This is a genomic window from Streptomyces sp. NPDC006610 (assembly GCF_040611575.1).
GTDB lineage: Bacteria > Actinomycetota > Actinomycetes > Streptomycetales > Streptomycetaceae > Streptomyces.
Genome location: NZ_JBEXOP010000033.1, coordinates 51,368 through 66,474, shown reverse-complemented (window position 1 = coordinate 66,474; position 15,107 = coordinate 51,368). Strand labels below are relative to the sequence as shown.

13 protein-coding genes and 2 pseudogenes are annotated in these 15,107 nt (G+C 74.9%); 8 read left to right on the top strand and 7 right to left on the bottom strand.

Annotated elements, in window-relative coordinates:
- Positions 1 to 299: 299 nt before the first annotated feature.
- Both ABZY13_RS24510 and ABZY13_RS24505 read left to right on the top strand, forming a co-directional pair.
- On the top strand, positions 300 to 1,160 hold the full coding sequence (locus tag ABZY13_RS24510; protein WP_356634213.1) for a metallophosphoesterase: 861 nt from the start codon (positions 300 to 302) through the stop codon (positions 1,158 to 1,160).
- Entirely contained in the window at positions 1,157 to 1,834 is a 678-nt protein-coding gene (locus ABZY13_RS24505) for a 4'-phosphopantetheinyl transferase superfamily protein (protein WP_356634211.1), read from the top strand. The genes ABZY13_RS24510 and ABZY13_RS24505 overlap by 4 nt, the downstream gene beginning before the upstream one ends.
- 16 nt (positions 1,835 to 1,850) lie before the next feature.
- On the opposite strand, the gene ABZY13_RS24500 is transcribed toward ABZY13_RS24505, so the two are convergent.
- Positions 1,851 to 2,081, bottom strand: coding sequence for a hypothetical protein (locus ABZY13_RS24500; protein WP_356634209.1), 231 nt, complete (start codon positions 2,079 to 2,081; stop codon positions 1,851 to 1,853).
- A gap of 367 nt (positions 2,082 to 2,448) precedes the next feature.
- A complete protein-coding gene (locus ABZY13_RS24495) occupies positions 2,449 to 3,105 on the bottom strand; it encodes a helix-turn-helix transcriptional regulator (protein ID WP_356634257.1) in 657 nt (218 codons plus the stop codon).
- 223 nt (positions 3,106 to 3,328) lie between these two features.
- Here ABZY13_RS24495 and ABZY13_RS24490 point away from each other — a divergent pair, with 223 nt between their 5' ends.
- Together ABZY13_RS24490 and ABZY13_RS24485 are read left to right on the top strand one after the other, a co-directional pair.
- Positions 3,329 to 4,000 (top strand): hypothetical protein, encoded by a 672-nt coding sequence (locus tag ABZY13_RS24490; RefSeq protein WP_356634207.1) that lies wholly within the window; start codon positions 3,329 to 3,331, stop codon positions 3,998 to 4,000.
- 132 nt (positions 4,001 to 4,132) lie between these two features.
- Positions 4,133 to 5,131 carry a LacI family DNA-binding transcriptional regulator gene (locus ABZY13_RS24485; protein WP_356634205.1) on the top strand — a complete coding sequence of 333 codons (999 nt, stop codon included), beginning with the start codon at positions 4,133 to 4,135 and terminating at the stop codon, positions 5,129 to 5,131.
- Between the two features lie 16 nt (positions 5,132 to 5,147).
- Here ABZY13_RS24485 and ABZY13_RS24480 read toward each other — a convergent pair whose 3' ends face one another.
- The gene (locus ABZY13_RS24480; RefSeq protein ID WP_356634203.1) at positions 5,148 to 6,059 is read right to left on the bottom strand and encodes a DMT family transporter; all 912 of its coding nucleotides are present in this window, start codon (positions 6,057 to 6,059) and stop codon (positions 5,148 to 5,150) included.
- Positions 6,056 to 6,889 carry a phosphatase PAP2 family protein gene (locus ABZY13_RS24475; protein ID WP_356634201.1) on the bottom strand — a complete coding sequence of 278 codons (834 nt, stop codon included), beginning with the start codon at positions 6,887 to 6,889 and terminating at the stop codon, positions 6,056 to 6,058. Before ABZY13_RS24475 ends, ABZY13_RS24480 begins: the two co-directional genes overlap by 4 nt.
- A gap of 151 nt (positions 6,890 to 7,040) precedes the next feature.
- Between ABZY13_RS24475 and ABZY13_RS24470 the strand changes: the two genes are divergently transcribed.
- A complete protein-coding gene (locus tag ABZY13_RS24470; protein WP_356634255.1) occupies positions 7,041 to 7,664 on the top strand; it encodes a TetR/AcrR family transcriptional regulator C-terminal ligand-binding domain-containing protein in 624 nt (207 codons plus the stop codon).
- 177 nt (positions 7,665 to 7,841) lie between these two features.
- On the opposite strand, the gene ABZY13_RS24465 is transcribed toward ABZY13_RS24470, so the two are convergent.
- Positions 7,842 to 9,107, bottom strand: coding sequence for a DUF2510 domain-containing protein (locus ABZY13_RS24465; RefSeq protein WP_356634199.1), 1,266 nt, complete (start codon positions 9,105 to 9,107; stop codon positions 7,842 to 7,844).
- A 215-nt stretch (positions 9,108 to 9,322) separates the two neighbouring features.
- Here ABZY13_RS24465 and ABZY13_RS24460 point away from each other — a divergent pair, with 215 nt between their 5' ends.
- Positions 9,323 to 12,013 carry an AAA family ATPase gene (locus ABZY13_RS24460; protein WP_356634197.1) on the top strand — a complete coding sequence of 897 codons (2,691 nt, stop codon included), beginning with the start codon at positions 9,323 to 9,325 and terminating at the stop codon, positions 12,011 to 12,013.
- A gap of 6 nt (positions 12,014 to 12,019) precedes the next feature.
- Here ABZY13_RS24460 and pcaC read toward each other — a convergent pair.
- Positions 12,020 to 12,442, bottom strand: a pseudogene (gene pcaC, locus ABZY13_RS24455) (4-carboxymuconolactone decarboxylase); the annotation flags it as partial.
- Here pcaC and ABZY13_RS24450 point away from each other — a divergent pair.
- Positions 12,440 to 12,559, top strand: a pseudogene (locus ABZY13_RS24450) (MarR family transcriptional regulator); the annotation flags it as partial. The pseudogenes pcaC and ABZY13_RS24450 sit on opposite strands and share 3 nt — an antisense overlap.
- Before the next feature lie 81 nt (positions 12,560 to 12,640).
- Here the strand turns inward: ABZY13_RS24450 and ABZY13_RS24445 are convergent.
- On the bottom strand, positions 12,641 to 13,612 hold the full coding sequence (locus ABZY13_RS24445; protein ID WP_356634195.1) for a DUF3048 domain-containing protein: 972 nt from the start codon (positions 13,610 to 13,612) through the stop codon (positions 12,641 to 12,643).
- A gap of 193 nt (positions 13,613 to 13,805) precedes the next feature.
- Between ABZY13_RS24445 and ABZY13_RS24440 the strand changes: the two genes are divergently transcribed.
- A complete protein-coding gene (locus ABZY13_RS24440; RefSeq protein WP_356634193.1) occupies positions 13,806 to 14,996 on the top strand; it encodes a zinc-dependent alcohol dehydrogenase in 1,191 nt (396 codons plus the stop codon).
- The last annotated feature ends 111 nt before the right edge of the window (positions 14,997 to 15,107 follow it).

Sequence of the window (15,107 nt, the reverse complement as noted above, 5' to 3'; positions counted from 1 at the left end):
CACCAAACCGCTCCCGTGGAAGGGAGTCCGGGGCGGTGGTGTCGGGGCGATCATACGGCTTCCCGCGCCCGACGCGTGCAACGCGCGTGTTACGGAATTCCCGCGCACACCCACCCGTGGCCCTGGCACCGCACGCCCCGCCCGTACCCCGTCTCCCGCGGGTCCTCGCCCGTCCCGCCCCCGTGCCGCCCCTCTGCCGGTCCCCGGCCGTCCCGGCGGGCCCTTGCCGCGGGCGGCGCGCATGTGCTGTCGTGGGTCCCGATCGATCAACAGTCGGTCGAACGTCGAAGGGGGCGACCGTGACATCGACGGCCGGTGGTGCCGGGCAGCTGCTGGCCATCAGCGACCTGCACATCGGGTACGCCGAGAACCGCGACCTGGTCGAGAAGATGCGCCCCGTCACCGACGACGACTGGCTGCTCGTGGCCGGCGACGTCGCCGAGACCGTCTCCGCCGTCCGCTGGGCGCTGGAGACCCTCGCGAGCCGCTTCCGCCGCGTGGTGTGGGCGCCCGGCAACCACGAGCTGTGGACCCACCCCTCCGACGCCGTCACCCTGCGCGGCGTCGCCCGCTACGAGCACCTGGTCGCCATGTGCCGCGAACTCGGCGTGCTCACCCCCGAGGACCCCTACCCCGTCTGGGAGGGTCCCGGCGGCCCGGTCGCCGTCGCGCCCCTGTTCCTGCTGTACGACTACTCCTTCCTGCCGGCCGGCTGCGCCACCAAGGAGGAAGGGCTCGCGTACGCCCACTCCACCGGGATCGTCTGCAACGACGAGTACCTGCTGCACCCCGACCCCTACCCCAGCCGCGAGGCCTGGTGCCGCGCCCGCGTCGAGGAGACCGAGCGCCGGCTCGCCGCGATCCCCGCCGACCTGCCGACCGTCCTGGTCAACCACTACCCGCTGGACCGGCACCCGACCGACATCCTGTGGTACCCGGAGTTCGCCATGTGGTGCGGCACCCGGCTCACCGCCGACTGGCACCGCCGGTTCCGCGTGGAGACCATGGTCTACGGCCATCTGCACATTCCGCGCACCACCTGGCACGACGGCGTCCGCTTCGAAGAGGTGTCGGTCGGCTATCCCCGCGAGTGGCGCAAACGCCCGCAGCCGCCGGGGCAATTGCGCCGCATCCTGCCCGGAGAGGTCACGGACCGGTGATCGAGGAACTGCTGCCGCCGTCGGTGGTCTCGGTGGAGACCTTCGGCTACGACCCGGGCGAGGAGGCCGCCCTAGATCCGCGGGAGGCGGAGCTGATCGTCAAGGCCGTCGCCAAGCGGCGCCGCGAGTTCGCCGCGGTGCGCGCGTGCGCCCGGCGCGCCATGGCGAAGCTCGGCGTGCCGCCGCAGGCGGTGCTGCCCGGCGAGCGCGGCGCCCCGCAGTGGCCCGACGGCATCGCCGGCAGCATGACGCACTGCGACGGCTACAGCGCCGCCGCCCTGGTCCGCGCCGACGACCTCGCCTCCCTCGGCATCGACGCCGAACCGCACGCGGAGCTGCCCGAGGGCGTGCTGGACGCCGTCTCGCTGCCGGGCGAACGGGGCCGGCTGGCGGAGCTGGCCGCCGCCCGGCCCGACGTCCACTGGGACCGTCTGCTGTTCAGCGCCAAGGAGTCCGTCTACAAGGCGTGGTTCCCCCTCACGCGATTGTGGCTGGACTTCTCCGAGGCCGACATCGAGATCGCGGCGGACCCCGCCGCGGCGTCGGGGCGCTTCCGGGCCCGGCTCCTCGTGCCGGGGCCGGTGGTCGCCGGGCGGCGGATCGACGCCTTCGACGGCCGCTGGACGGTCGCCCGCGGGCTCGCCGCGACGGCGGTGGCGGTGCCGCACGACTGACCCGCACCGGCCGCGGTCAGGGCTCGGGGCACCAGTGGTGCAGCAGCCGGAAGAACTCCTCCTCGTTCCCGGCGAGACCGGCGTCCGCCAGGGCCCGCTCCGCTTCGGCGAGCACGCCGGGCGGCACGAGGGGCGGCAGCGGGCCGTGGGGCGGCGCGCTGTCGAGCGAGGCCCGCACGGTGTGCAGCAGCCGCAGATACGCCTGTACGGCGGTGCGTTCCCGGTCGGTCGGCAGGGCTGTGGGCATGGTCGTCTCCCGAACGTCGCGACATGACGCCGCCTCAGCGAACGGCGCGACCCACCAGCTTGCCGTCCCCCACTGACAATCCCGGTGCCCAGGACGCCTCCGGGGCGCGTCACGCCGGCAACGGCGGGCAGCGGGGCGGGAACTCCCGCACGGCATCGACGGTTCCGGGGTCGGGAAGGGCGGCTTCAGCGCTTCGGCTCTCGGGCCCCGGACACCCGGCGACGCCTCGGTCCGGCCCGCCGGCCGGCCGCGGCGCAGCGCCCCCCACAGGTCCTCGGGCCGGGCCGGGGCCGGCGCCGTCAGCGCCGCGACCGATTCGCCGCACAGGCGGCGCATGTCCTTGTCGAGGCCACGGTCCTCCCGAGGATCACGACTCGGGCCGCTTGACGCTCTCCAGGAGCATGTCCAGCCACTCGGCGACCTTGTCGCGGTGCTGGTCGGTGGGCAGTTGGGCGGCGCGCCAGGCGATGCCGCGCACGCCGTGGTCCTGGAGCAGCCGCTCCAGCGGGTCGTCGGCCGCCTGCGCCGCCGCCCGCTCACGGTCGGCGAGCTTCTGCAGCAACTCCTGCTCGGTGCGCTGGAGCGCGCCCGCGAGCGCCTCGGGGTCCTCCGCGGTCAGGAAACCCGCGTGCACCCGGAAGAACCGCTGGATGGCGTCGCAGTGCTCCATCGTGGGCCGGCGGTCGCCGTTGATCAGGGCGCCGGCCTGCTGGCGGGACATGCCCGCCCCGTCGGCGATCTCCTGCTGCGTGTACTTGCGCCCGTTCGGCTTGAGCCGCGTGCGGCGCAGCAGGTCCAGGCGTTGCAGGAACCGCGCCTGCACATCGGGCTCGCCCGCGGGAAGGCCGCTCAGCAGGTCCTTGACGACGGGCTCGGGGACGCCGCAGGCGACGGACAGCCGGGCGGTGTCGAAGACCTCGGCGTGCGGGACGCCGAGCCGGTCGGCGAGCGCGGTGACGCGGGCGACGACGGCCGGCAGCGCGGACGTCGCCGTGGCGTCCGAAACCTCGTAGCCATCGGTCACCGACACGTCTCCTACGTCTCTCACACGCTTCTCACGAGTGGGGGGTGTGAACTTCCCGGAGAGTAGCGGGTGCCTCGAACTTACATCCAGGTCCCGCCACAACTGTGGCCAATTTCAGCCGTCAACAGCCGTCGAATGCCACGATAGTTGACATCGCTCCCCGCGGGGCACCAGGATCGGGGCGCCGCGAGAAGGCCGCAGAGGCAAGAGGGGTGACCTCCCGATGGCGCATCAGGCAGGAGGGCAGCGGGCCGTACTGCGGTCCGTCCCCGAGACTCCCGAGGCCCAGTCGTACCTCCAGGACTACGAGACGCTGCTGGAGGCCGTCCCCTTTCCCTCCGTCGTGTTCGACCGGTGCTGGGACGTCGTCCTGGCCAACAGCGCCTACGCCGCGCTGTTCCGCACAGTCGGCCCGCACCCGACCGCGATGCCGGGCGACAACCTGCTCAGGTTCGTGTTGTTCCACCCGGACGCGGCGAGCGTGCTGGGCGAGCACGAGCCGGGCTGGTGCCTGCCGATGCTGGCCCAGTTCGCCGCCGCGCTGGACCGCCACGGTCACGACCCCGCCCTCCAGGCGATCCGCCGGGACATCGCCCAGGACCCCATCATGGAGGCCGCCTTCCGCCAGGGGCTGCCGCACTGGGTCCGCACCGTCGGCGAGGCGGCCGTCGAGCACGACGGCGCGGTCCGCGTCCTGTTCCACCCCGATCCGCGCCGCGGCCCCACCGAGTGCCGTCTCGTCGGGGACACGCCCAAGACCCTCCAGGACCTCGGGTACACGCGGCTGACCATGGTCCTGCGCGAGGCGCGCCGCCCGGCCCCCCCACCGCGCCGCCGCTCCACCGACCGCCGCGCGGCGGGCCACCTGAGCGTGGTTCCCGCCCCCGAGGCCTGACCGACCGGGCACCGTCGGCGTTCAGGTCGCCGGCGGCGCCACGGTCGGGCCGGGCCGGCTCGGATGTCGTGACGTCGGCTGCGACCGCCTGTACGCAAGCTGTTTGCGTAATTTGCGCTACGCTTGCGCCCCATGACACGACGACTTGCGGAAGTGGCCAAGAAGGTCGGGGTCAGCGAGGCCACGGTCAGCCGGGTGCTCAACAACAAGCCCGGGGTCTCCGAGGCCACCCGGCTGGCGGTGCTGTCCGCGCTGGACGTCCTCGGCTACGAGCGGCCCACCCTGCTGCGCGGCGAGCGCGCCCGCCTCGTCGGACTGGTCCTGCCCGAACTGCAGAATCCCATCTTCCCCGCGTTCGCCGAGGTCATCGGCGGCGCGCTGGCCCAGCTCGGGCTCACCCCGGTGCTGTGCACCCAGACCAAGGGCGGCGTCTCCGAGGCCGACTACGTGGAACTGCTGCTGCAGCAGCAGGTCTCCGGCGTCGTCTTCGCCGGCGGTCTGTACGCCCAGGCCGACGCCCCGCACGACCACTACCGGCTGCTCGCCGAACGCCACATCCCCGTCGTGCTGGTCAACGCGGCCATCGAGGACCTCGGCTTCCCGGCGGTGTCCTGCGACGACGCGGTCGCCGTCGAGCAGGCCTGGCGCCATCTGGCCTCGCTCGGCCACGAGCGGATCGGGCTGGTGCTCGGGCCCGCCGACCACATGCCCTCGGCGCGCAAGCTGAACGCCGCGCGCGCGATCGCCGGAGAGCTGCCCGAGGAGTTCGTCGCCCGGGCGATGTTCTCCCTGGAGGGCGGGCACGCGGCGGCGTCCCGCCTCATCGACCGGGGCGTCACCGGGCTGATCTGCGCCAGTGACCCGCTCGCCCTCGGCGCCGTGCGGGCCGCGCGTCGCAAGGGCCTGGACGTGCCGGGGCGCATCTCCGTCGTCGGCTACGACGACTCCGCCTTCATGACCTGCACCGAGCCGCCCCTGACCACGGTCCGCCAGCCCATCGAGGCCATGGGCCGGGCCGTCGTGGAGCTGCTCAACGCGCAGATCGGCGGGAGCGCCGTACCGGCCGACGAGCTGCTGTTCGAACCCGAGCTGGTGGTCCGCGGGTCCACCGCGCAGGCGCCCCGCGACTGACCGATGTCGCGGAGTTTCAGGCTCTGCACGACATCTTGCGGACCGTCGACCCCCGGGCGGGTGCCGCCACCGGTACGGGCGCCGGGTCCGGTGACGCGGGCGCGGGCGGATCCGGGGCCGCCCGGGACAGCAGCAGGACGCCCCAGGAGGCCAGCGCCGCTCCCGTGAGGGCCAGCAGCACCCCGGGCGGTCCTCCCCGGAGCCGCTCGCCCAGCAGGGCGGCGCCGATCACCGCGGCGGCCAGTGGATTGGTCAGGGTCACCATCGCGAGCGGCGCGCCGAGCCCGCCCCGGTAGGCGGTCTGCGCCAGCAGCAGGCCGCCCGTCGCGAACACCGCCACCAGCACAGCCACCACGACGACCGCGCCGCTCGGCACCGGGCCGGACGCGTCCGTCGCGGCCACCGTCACCGTCTGGGTCAGCGCCGAGCCGACCCCGGACGCCAGCCCCGAGGCGGTGGCGTGGCGCAGGGCGGGGCGAGCGCCGGGCCGGGCCAGCGCGCCGACCAGCACCGCGGCCGCACCCGCGACCAGCAGCGCCTCGGACACGGTCAGCACGTCCTCGGGCGCCGGCGCGGACGCCGTGACGAGCAGCGCCCCCAGCCCCGCGAGCGTGAACGCGGTCCCGAGCCACTCCACCGCGCCGACCCGCCGCCCCGCGAGCCGAGCCCCCATCGGCACCGCCGCGACCAGCGTGAGCGCCCCCAGCGGCTGGACCACCGTCAGCGGCCCGAACCGCAGGGCGACGACGTGCAGCACCGCGCCGGCGGCGTTGAGCAGCACCGACAGCCACCACGCGCCGCGCCCGAGCACCCGCCGCAGCCCGGTCCCGGCGGTGCGGGCGGCCAGCCGCTCCTGGGCGACCGCGGCGCACGCGTACGCGACCGCCGAGAACAGCGACAGCACGACGGCGACGACCGTGGCGCTCACCGCCCGGCCTCCGTGACCGTCACCGGGGACACCGCCGCTTCCGAAGGCGCCCGGCCCGAGAGCGCCGCCTCGGAAAGCGGCCGTCGGCGCGCCGGTACGGCCGTCCGCGCACCGCCCGTCGCGTCCCGTGCCGTGCGCCGCGGCGGGCCGACCACGGCCAGCGTCCCGCCCAGCAGCAGCGCCGCCGCCACCGCGTCGAGCCAGAAGTGGTTCGCCGTCTCCACGATCACCAGCAGCGTCACCAGGGGATGCAGCAGCCACAGCCACCGCCACCGCGACCGGGTGGCGACGATCAGGCCGATCGCCAGCATGAGGGCCCAGCCGAAGTGCAGCGAGGGCATCGCGGCGAACTGGTTCGACAGCGTGTCCGCGGACGGGGAGCCGTACACCGACGGCCCGTACACCCGCGCCGTGTCCACCAGTCCCGTCGCCGCGAGCAGCCGGGGCGGGGCCAGCGGGAACACGAGATGCAGCACCAGCGCGGCGGCGGTCAGGACGGCCAGGGCGCGGCGGGCCCAGCGGTAGTGGCCGGGGCGCCGGAGGTACAGCCAGACCAGCAAGGCGGCGGTCGCCGGGAAGTGGACGGCGGCGTAGTAGGCGTTCGCCAGGTGCGTCAGGGCGTCGCCGTGCAGCAGAGCCGACTGCACCGCGCCCTCGCCGGGCAGCCGCAGTGCCCGCTCCAGGTCCCAGACGCGGTGTGCGTTGCGGTAGGCCTCGCCGTGCTGGCCCACGGCGGCCAGCCGGCCGAGCTTGTAGACCAGGAAGAGCCCTGCGACCAGCAAGAACTCGGGGATCAGGCGTGGCCGCGCGGAATCGGTGCGGGCATTCATCCCGGCCCCTTCGCTGACGGTGGTGCGTACCGGTACGACCTCGTTCCGATACGAACTCGTTCCGATACGGGAGTGTACCGATACGTTCGTGTAGCGGTACACTGGCGTATCGATGACGTGGGACACAGGACGCGAGCGAGGGGACGGAGCGATGACGCCGCGGGCCGCGGACCGACCGGAGACGGTCGGCGCCTCGCGCCGCTCCAAGCTGACGCGCGAGCGCGAGCAGGAGTTCTTCGACGCCGTCCTCGAACAGATCCGCGCGTGCGGCTACGACGCCGTCACCATGGACGGCATCGCCGCCAGCACACGGTGCAGCAAGTCCACGCTGTACCGGCAGTGGCGGACCAAGCCGCAGTTCGTCGCGGCGGCCCTGCGCTCCCGCCGCCGGGCCACCTTCGAGGGCATCGACACGGGCAGCCTGGCCGGGGACCTGCGGGAGGCGGCGCGGCGGGCCGGCGAGCTGGCGGCCCGGGACACGCGGCTGCTCCAGGCGCTGGGGCTGGCGGTGCTGGAGGACCGGGAGCTCGCCCAGGCGCTGCGCGAGGCGCTGGTGGAGCCCGAGGTCGGCGAGATCGAGCGGATCCTGCGGCGCGGGGCGGAGCGCGGGGAGATCGCCGCCGACCACCCGGCGCTGCCGTACGTTCCCGCGCAGATCCTCGCCATGGTGCGGGTGAGGCCCGTGCTGGAGGGCAGGGACGCCGACGAGGACTATCTGCTGCGCTTCGTGGAGGCCGCCGTACTGCCGGCGCTGGGCCTCGCACGACCCGGGTGAGGCGGACGGCCCGTACCGAACGTGGGCCGTCGTCCGAGGGATGACCGGACGGCCGGCCCGCCGGCGCCGCACCGTGGGGACGGGGGCGGCGCACCCCCGGCCGGGTGGGACCCTCCGTGAGCGCGGGAGCGTCCCACCCGGCCGAACCGAGCGGGCCGGGGACCGTGCCGGCGGGCGTCAGACGTTCTGGCCGCTGCCGCCGCCGGAGTACGTCTTGATGCCCTTGACCATGTCGTCGATCAGGGACACCTTCTGGTCGGCGTCCAGACCGACGCGGAGCAGCACCATCCGGTCGGGGTTCGTCGGCGACGGGAACGCGAGCGACTGGACGTAGCCGTCGGCGCCCTTGCTGGTGATCGCCTTCCAGCGGACCAGGTAGCCCTTCTGCCCGGCGACCGTCACCGCTTTGGAGGCCAGCACCTTGTGCGAGGTGATCGCGCCGTAGGTGGTGCCGCCGTAGGACTCCTCGGCGTTCGCGGCGATGTCGCCCTTGGCGATCGCCTCGGCCGTGGAGCCCTTCGCGCCCAGCGCCTCGGCGGGCGCCGAGTAGGCGCCGCCCTTGGTGCAGGTCTTGGAGGTGTCGCCGGGGCAGTCGTAGGTGTCGTCGGAGCTGAGCTGCGCGCCCATGGCCATGGAGGTGCCGGTCCAGCCGTCCGGCACCGTGATGCTGATGCCGTTGGTCCCGTCGGAGACCGTGCCGCCGCCCTCGACCTGCGGCCCCGTGTCCGGGTCCTCGGAGTCGGGCGACTCCTCCTCGGATCCGTCGCCGCCGTCCGGGCCGCCCGGGTCGCCGAACGGCCCGTCCTCCTGCCCGCCCGACCCGTCCGGGCGGTCCCGGTCCTGGCTCTGCGCGGAGTCGGCGCGGTTCGCGTCGTCGCCGTCGTCACGGGTCAGCACGAACACGCCGACGCCGATGCTCGCCAGCACCGCGACGGCCACCGCCGCGGCTATGCCGGTGCGCAGCCCCCGCTTGCCCGAGCCCTGCGGCTGCCCCGGATACCCCGACAGGTACTCCGGGGCCCCCGGGTAGCCGGGCTGGGCGGGACCGCCGGGGTAGGCGGGGCCCCCGGGATACGCGGGACCTCCGGGAAATGCGGGACCTCCCGGGTAGGCGGAACCGGCCGCCGGATGGGCGGGGTAACCCGGATGGCCCGGCAGGGTCGGAGCCCCCGGCTGTGCGGGCGTCCCGGGCTGGGCGGGGGTCCCCGGCTGGGCGGAGTACGCCGGGTGGGCCGGAGCCGTCCCGGCCGAGGCCGGGGAGCCCGCGGGAGAACCCGCCGGAGGACTCGCCGGAGTGCCCGCCGGGGCGCTCCAGGGGGAGGCCTGCCCCGAGGGACGGACCTGGTCCGTCCATGCCTTGCCGTCCCACCAGCGCTCGGTGGCGGGACCGTCACTTGTCTGCCCGGGGTCGGGGTACCACCCGGGAGGAGTCGCCTGCGTCATGTGCCCACCGTATGAGGCGTCGGTGAAAGCCGGATGAGAGGGATGCCCCGCCGACCGGACTCCGGCCGCACGGGGGGCCGTTGAGTCCGGCGTGGCGCGGTGTCTACCGCAGGTCACCCGAGATGGCAAGACTCGCCGCGAGGACCCTCCCACGGCCGGTCCGGAGGGCTACGCTCGCCCTGTACGTCGTTCGGGCGACTCGGGGAGGTAGCGGGATGACGGAGGCAGGGCCGGTGGCGGCCGCCTCGGCTTCCCTGTGGGAGCGGGAGCAGGAACTGGCCGTGATCGCCCGGGCGGTCGACGACCTGTGCGCCGACCGCTCCTCCTCGGGCGGCCTGCTGATGTTCACCGGCGAGGCCGGCCTCGGCAAGACCGCGCTGCTCGCGCAGACCCGCCGGATGGCGGAGGAGCGCGGCTGCACCGTGTGGTGGGCGCGCGGCGGCGAGACCCTGCGGTCCGTCCCCTTCAACGTCGTACGGCAGTTGCTGCAGCCCGCGCTGGTGTCGCTGCACCCCGAGGAGGCCCGCGAGTACCTCGGCGACTGGTACGACATCGCCGGCCCCGCCCTCGGCATCGCCGACCCCGGCGAGCGGCGGGCCGACCCGCAGGGCGTGTGCGACGGTCTGGTCGCCGCGGTGCGCCGGCTCGCCGAGCGGGACTGGCCGCTGGTGCTGCTCGTCGACGACGCCCACTGGGCCGACCAGGAGACGCTGCGCTGGCTCGCGGCGTTCGCCGAACGGCCCGCCGACCTGTCCGTGCTGCTCGTGGTGGCCCGCAGGCCCGGCGAGGCCGCCGGCGAGTGCGCCGCCCACCTGGAGGCGGTCGCCGCCGCGGGCCGCTCCGTCACCGACCTGAACGCCCTCACCCCGGCCGCCACCGCGGGGCTCACCCGCGCCACCGTCGGGGAGCACGCCGACGACGCGTTCTGCCGCGAGGTGTGGGCCGTCACCGCGGGCAACCCCTACGACACCGTCGAACTCCTCGCCAAGGTGCGCGACAGCGAGATGCAGCCCACCGAGGGCTCGGCCGGCGAACTGCGCGCCCTCAACCGCTCGGCCCGCGGCGGCGGCCTCGTCGAGCGGCTCGAGGAACTCGGCATCAACGCCACCCGGTTCGCCTGGGCCGCCGCCATCCTCGGCGCCGGCATCTCCGTCGACCTGGTCGCCCGGCTCGCCACCATGGGCCGCGAGGAGGCCGTCGGCTGCGCCGAACTCCTGCGCCGCGCCCGCATCCTGACCACGCCCGACCCGGCGACCTCCCGCCGCGGCGACGGCGACCTGGAGTTCGTCCACCCGCTGATCGCCACCGCCGTCTACAACTCCATCCCCGAGGCGCTGCGCACCGCCATGCACGGCATCGCCGCCCAGATCGTCGCCGACTCCGGATTCGGCGCGGCGGCGGCCTCCCGCCATCTGCTCAAGGTCCACCCCGACGACGACGCCGACGTCGTCGACCAACTGCGCGAGGCCGCCCGCGAACACCTCGCCGTCGGCGCGCCGGACGCCGCCCGGCGCTGCCTGGAGCGCGCCCTGGAGGAGCCGCCGCGTGCGGAGGTCCGCGCGCGTGTGCTCTACGAACTGGGCTGCGCCACCCTGCTGACCGCGCCCGCCACGACCATCGAGCACCTGCGCAGCGCGCTCGCCGTGCCGGGCCTCGACGGCCACGCCCGCGTCGACGCCGTCTTCCGCCTGTCCCAGGCCCTGGTCCACAACAACCAGCTGGACCAGGCCGTGCGCACGGTCGAGGCCGAGGCCGCGCGGCTGGAGGAGGGGCCCGACCGGCTGCGGCTGCGGGCCGTTCAGTACATGTGGGAGGGGATCCACGCCGGCGAGTGCGCCACCCCGGCCCGCTCCGAGCGGCTCGCCGCGCTCGCCGCCACCTGCACCGGCCGGGACAACTCCGAGCGCGCCCTGCTCATCCTGCGCGGCTTCGACGCCATGACCCACGGCGAGAACGCGGAAGAGGTCGCCCAGGTCTGCGACCGCGCCCTGGTCAACGGCCGGCTGGCGCCCGGGCTCGGCTGGACCGACACCGAGTGGGGCGTGGAACTGCTGATGATGCTCGGCAGTTGCTATGCCTACGCCGACCGGCTCGACCGCGCCGAGAACCTCTTCGCCGAGGCCCTGCGCGTCTACACCACCGCCGGCTGGAGCGGCGGCCACCTCGCGCTGGCCAACGCCTTCCTCGGCCTCGCCTTCCGCCGCCAGGGCCGGCTGAAGGACGCGGAGAGCGTGCTGCGCGAGTCGGTGCGGCTCGCCGAACGCGTCGGGCGGGGACTGCCGTTGTACTGGTCGGCGACGTGCGGGCTGGTCGACGTGCTGCTGGCCCGCGGGCGCGTCCAGGAGGCGTGGGAGACCGCCGAGACCTACGGTTTCGCCCCGCCCTACCCGTCCACGATCGTGCTGCCCGACACCCACTGCGTGCGCGGCAGGCTGCTGCTCGCCGTGGGCCGCACCGAGGACGGGATCAACGAACTGGAGGCGGCGGAGAAGGCGGCGACGGCCCGCGGCGGCCACAATCCGGTCCTGGCGCCCTGGGCCGTCGACCTCGCGCTCGCCCTCGCCGGGCAGGACCCGGCCCGCGCGGCCGGCCTCGCGGCCGACGCCCGCCGCCAGGCCGAGCGGTTCGGCACCGACACCGCGATAGGCGAGGCCCTGCGCTGCGCCGCCGCCCTGGAGACCGGCCCGCGCAAGGTGCGCCTGGCCGCCCAGGCGGTCACCTACCTGGAGGCCTCGCCCTGCCAGTACGAGCACGCCGCCGCCCGCATCGAGTACGGCCTGGCCGCCCGCTCCGGCGCCGAACTCAACCGCGGCCTCACCCTGGCCCGTTCGTGCGGGGCGGACGGCCTGGTCACCCGGGCCCGCGAGGGACTGGCCGAGCTGGAGGGCGTCCCCGGCCTCGTCTGACCGCGCTCACGGCCGGCCGTCGTCCTCCTGGGCCAGCACCCGCTGGGCCGCCGCGAACGCCGAGTTGGCCGCGGGCACCCCGCAGTACACGGCCGTCTGCAGCAGCACCGCGCCGATCTCCTCGGGGGTCAGCCCATTGCGGCGCGCCGCCCTGACGTGCATGGCCAGCTCCTCGTCGTGGCCGTGCGCCACCAGCGCGGTCAGCGTGATCATGCTGCGCTCGCGGCGGCTGAGCGTCGGGTCGGTCCAGATCTCGCCCCAGGCGTAGCGGGAGACGAAGTCCTGGAAACGGGCGGTGAAGGGCGTCTGCCGCGCCTGGACCCGATCCACGTGGGCGTCGCCGAGCACCTGCCGCCGTACCTCCATGCCCCGCCCCGCGGCCGGGCCGAAGTGGGCCCGCAGCGCGGCCAGCACGGCCTCCGGGCACTCTTCCTCGCCCCGCTCTCGGTGCCGGAGCAGGCCCAGTTCCTCCAGCTGCTGCGCCGGGTCGCGGACGCGGCCGAGGGGCTCCGCAACCCGGCCGAGCCCTTCGCCGTGCGGGGCTGACCGGCCCGGGGCGGACCGATCGGGGTGGCCGGCCACGGCGAACCCGCCCGAGGACGACCGTCCGGGGCCGTCCCGGCCGCCTCACCCGGCGTCGGCGAACACCACCCACACCTGCCCGTGGGCGAAGTCCAGCGGCGAGCCGTCCGGCGCCGTGAACCGCGTGCCGCCGTCCGCATCCGGTCGCTGCCAGCGGGCCTCGTACGTCCGCCCGTCCCGCAGCACCTCGGCCCTGCCCTCGCCCACCGTCTCCAGATACGGCGTGCGGTTGCCGAGCGAGTCGTGGTACTCCGACTCCCGCATCCGCACGTACTGCACGACGACCGTCCCCGCCGCCACCGGACCGGCGTCGGTGGTCTCCGCGTCCGTGCCGTCCATCGCGACCCGGTAGCGCCCGTGGTCCGGCGACCAGGTGAAGGTGAAGCGGGCCGCCGGATAGCGCACCGTCCGCTCCGGCTCGGGCCTGCCGCCCGCGGGCGGGGGACCGAAGGTGAAGCCGGTGGTCAGCGCGGCCGGTCCGGGCACGGCGGGCAGCAGCCGGTCGGGGCGCACGTAGAGGTTGTGCGGCGAGGGCCGTTCGGCGGACCGCTCGAAGGCGCCGGACGTGCGGCCGGGCGGCTCGGCGCGCAGCGGCGCCCCGTCGATCAGCGGCAGCAGCTTGCGCTGCGCGCCCGAGAAGGCGAGGGTCGGCCGGTGGAACTGGCGCAGCAGCTCCAGGTCGGTCTCCCGGGCGCTGCGCACCGGTCCGACCGCGCCCGGCAGCCGGGTGCCGTACACCGCCATGAGCCGGCTCAGCCCGCCCTCGACCTGCTCGACGTAGACGAGGTCCGCTGCGTTCAGGCCGGTGTGCGGGCGGGCCCGGCGGACGTTGTCCAGCTTCACGGCGAGCACGGAGTGCGCGGTCCGCGCGGTCTCCCGCCGCTGGGCGTCGGGGGCCCGGCCGTCGTCGGCGGAGCCGCCGCCCGGGGTGCAGCCCGCCGTCAGGACGGCCGTCGTCGCGACGGCCAGCAGCGCCGCCGTCCTGGCGGCGCGCCGCACGCGCGCTCCTCGTCCCATGCCCACCGTCGCCACCCGTCCCGTCCGTGTCATCGATTGTGCGCTGATCACTTCATCGGTGGCCATACCCGAACAAAAAGGATTTCTCGCTTCGGGTGGGCCGATCGGCTCATCGGCGGTTCACGGAAAGCGGCCCGGGTACCCGGGCCGCACCGCCGACACGACCGGTACCCGACGGAGGGAGCACGGGACGATGAGGGCAGTGACGTGGCAGGGCAAGCGGGACGTGCGGGTGGAGAACGTGCCCGATCCACGGATCGAGGAACCCACCGACGCCGTCATCCGCGTCACCTCGACCGGGCTGTGCGGCTCCGACCTGCATCTGTACGAGGTGCTCACCCCGTTCATGACGCCGGGCGACATCCTCGGCCACGAACCCATGGGCATCGTCGAGGAGGTCGGCGCGGGCGTGCCCGACCTCCAGGCCGGCGACCGGGTCGTGGTGCCGTTCCAGATCGCGTGCGGCAACTGCTGGATGTGCCTCAACTCGCTGCCGACGCAGTGCGAGACGACGCAGGTCACCGGCGAGGGCATGGGGGCCGCCCTGTTCGGCTACACCCGGCTGTACGGCGCGGTGCCCGGCGGCCAGGCCGAGTACCTGCGGGTGCCGCAGGCCCAGTACGGGCCGATCAAGCTCCCCGAGGGCCCGCCGGACGACCGCTTCCTCTACCTCTCCGACGTGCTGCCGACCGCCTGGCAGGCGGTCGCCTACGCCGACGTCCCGCAGGGCGGCAGCGTCGCCGTGCTCGGCCTCGGCCCGATCGGCGACATGGCCTGCCGGGTCGCCCAGGTGCGCGGCGCCGGCCGGGTGTTCGGCGTCGACCTGGTGCCGGAGCGGCTGCAGCGGGCGCGGGCGCGCGGAGTGGAGACCTTCGACCTGCGGTCCTTCGACAGCGAGAAGGAGCTGATCGCCGCCATCCGCGACCAGACCGACGGGCGCGGCCCCGACGCCGTGATCGACGCGGTGGGCACCGAGGCGCACGGCAGCGTCGCCGCCAAGTTCACCCAGCAGGCCGCCTCGATGCTGCCCCGCAAGCTGAGCGGCCCGCTCGCCGAGCGCTTCAGCGTCGACCGGCTCGCCGCCCTCTACACGGCCATCGAGCTGGTGCGGCGCGGCGGCACACTGTCCCTCGTCGGGGTGTACGGCGGCATGGCCGACCCGCTGCCGATGCTCACCATGTTCGACAAGCAGCTGCAGATCCGCATGGGCCAGGCCAACGTCCGCCGCTGGAGCGACGAGATCATCCCCTACCTCACCGACGAGGACCCGCTCGGCGTCGACGACTTCGCCACCCACCGGGTGCCGCTCGACGAGGCCCCGCGCGCGTACGAGATGTTCCAGCGCAAGCAGGACGGCGCGGTCAAGGTGATCATGCGGCCGTGAGCCGGGCGGACCCCGAGCCGGCCGGCCACGGGACGATACGGGGCCGGGTGCGCGGTCGGGGCCGGGCGTCCGGCCGGACGCGCCGAGGCGCCCCGCGGACCAGGGCCTGCC

Coding starts and splice junctions, on each gene's coding strand:
- ABZY13_RS24500 (WP_356634209.1), bottom strand. CDS start 2,081: ATGCCCACAGCCCTGCCGACCGACCGGGAACGCACCGCCGTACAGGCG.
- ABZY13_RS24445 (WP_356634195.1), bottom strand. CDS start 13,612: ATGGGACGAGGAGCGCGCGTGCGGCGCGCCGCCAGGACGGCGGCGCTG.
- ABZY13_RS24460 (WP_356634197.1), top strand. CDS start 9,323: ATGACGGAGGCAGGGCCGGTGGCGGCCGCCTCGGCTTCCCTGTGGGAG.
- ABZY13_RS24485 (WP_356634205.1), top strand. CDS start 4,133: ATGACACGACGACTTGCGGAAGTGGCCAAGAAGGTCGGGGTCAGCGAG.
- ABZY13_RS24470 (WP_356634255.1), top strand. CDS start 7,041: ATGACGCCGCGGGCCGCGGACCGACCGGAGACGGTCGGCGCCTCGCGC.
- ABZY13_RS24465 (WP_356634199.1), bottom strand. CDS start 9,107: ATGACGCAGGCGACTCCTCCCGGGTGGTACCCCGACCCCGGGCAGACA.
- ABZY13_RS24440 (WP_356634193.1), top strand. CDS start 13,806: ATGAGGGCAGTGACGTGGCAGGGCAAGCGGGACGTGCGGGTGGAGAAC.
- ABZY13_RS24490 (WP_356634207.1), top strand. CDS start 3,329: ATGGCGCATCAGGCAGGAGGGCAGCGGGCCGTACTGCGGTCCGTCCCC.
- ABZY13_RS24475 (WP_356634201.1), bottom strand. CDS start 6,889: ATGAATGCCCGCACCGATTCCGCGCGGCCACGCCTGATCCCCGAGTTC.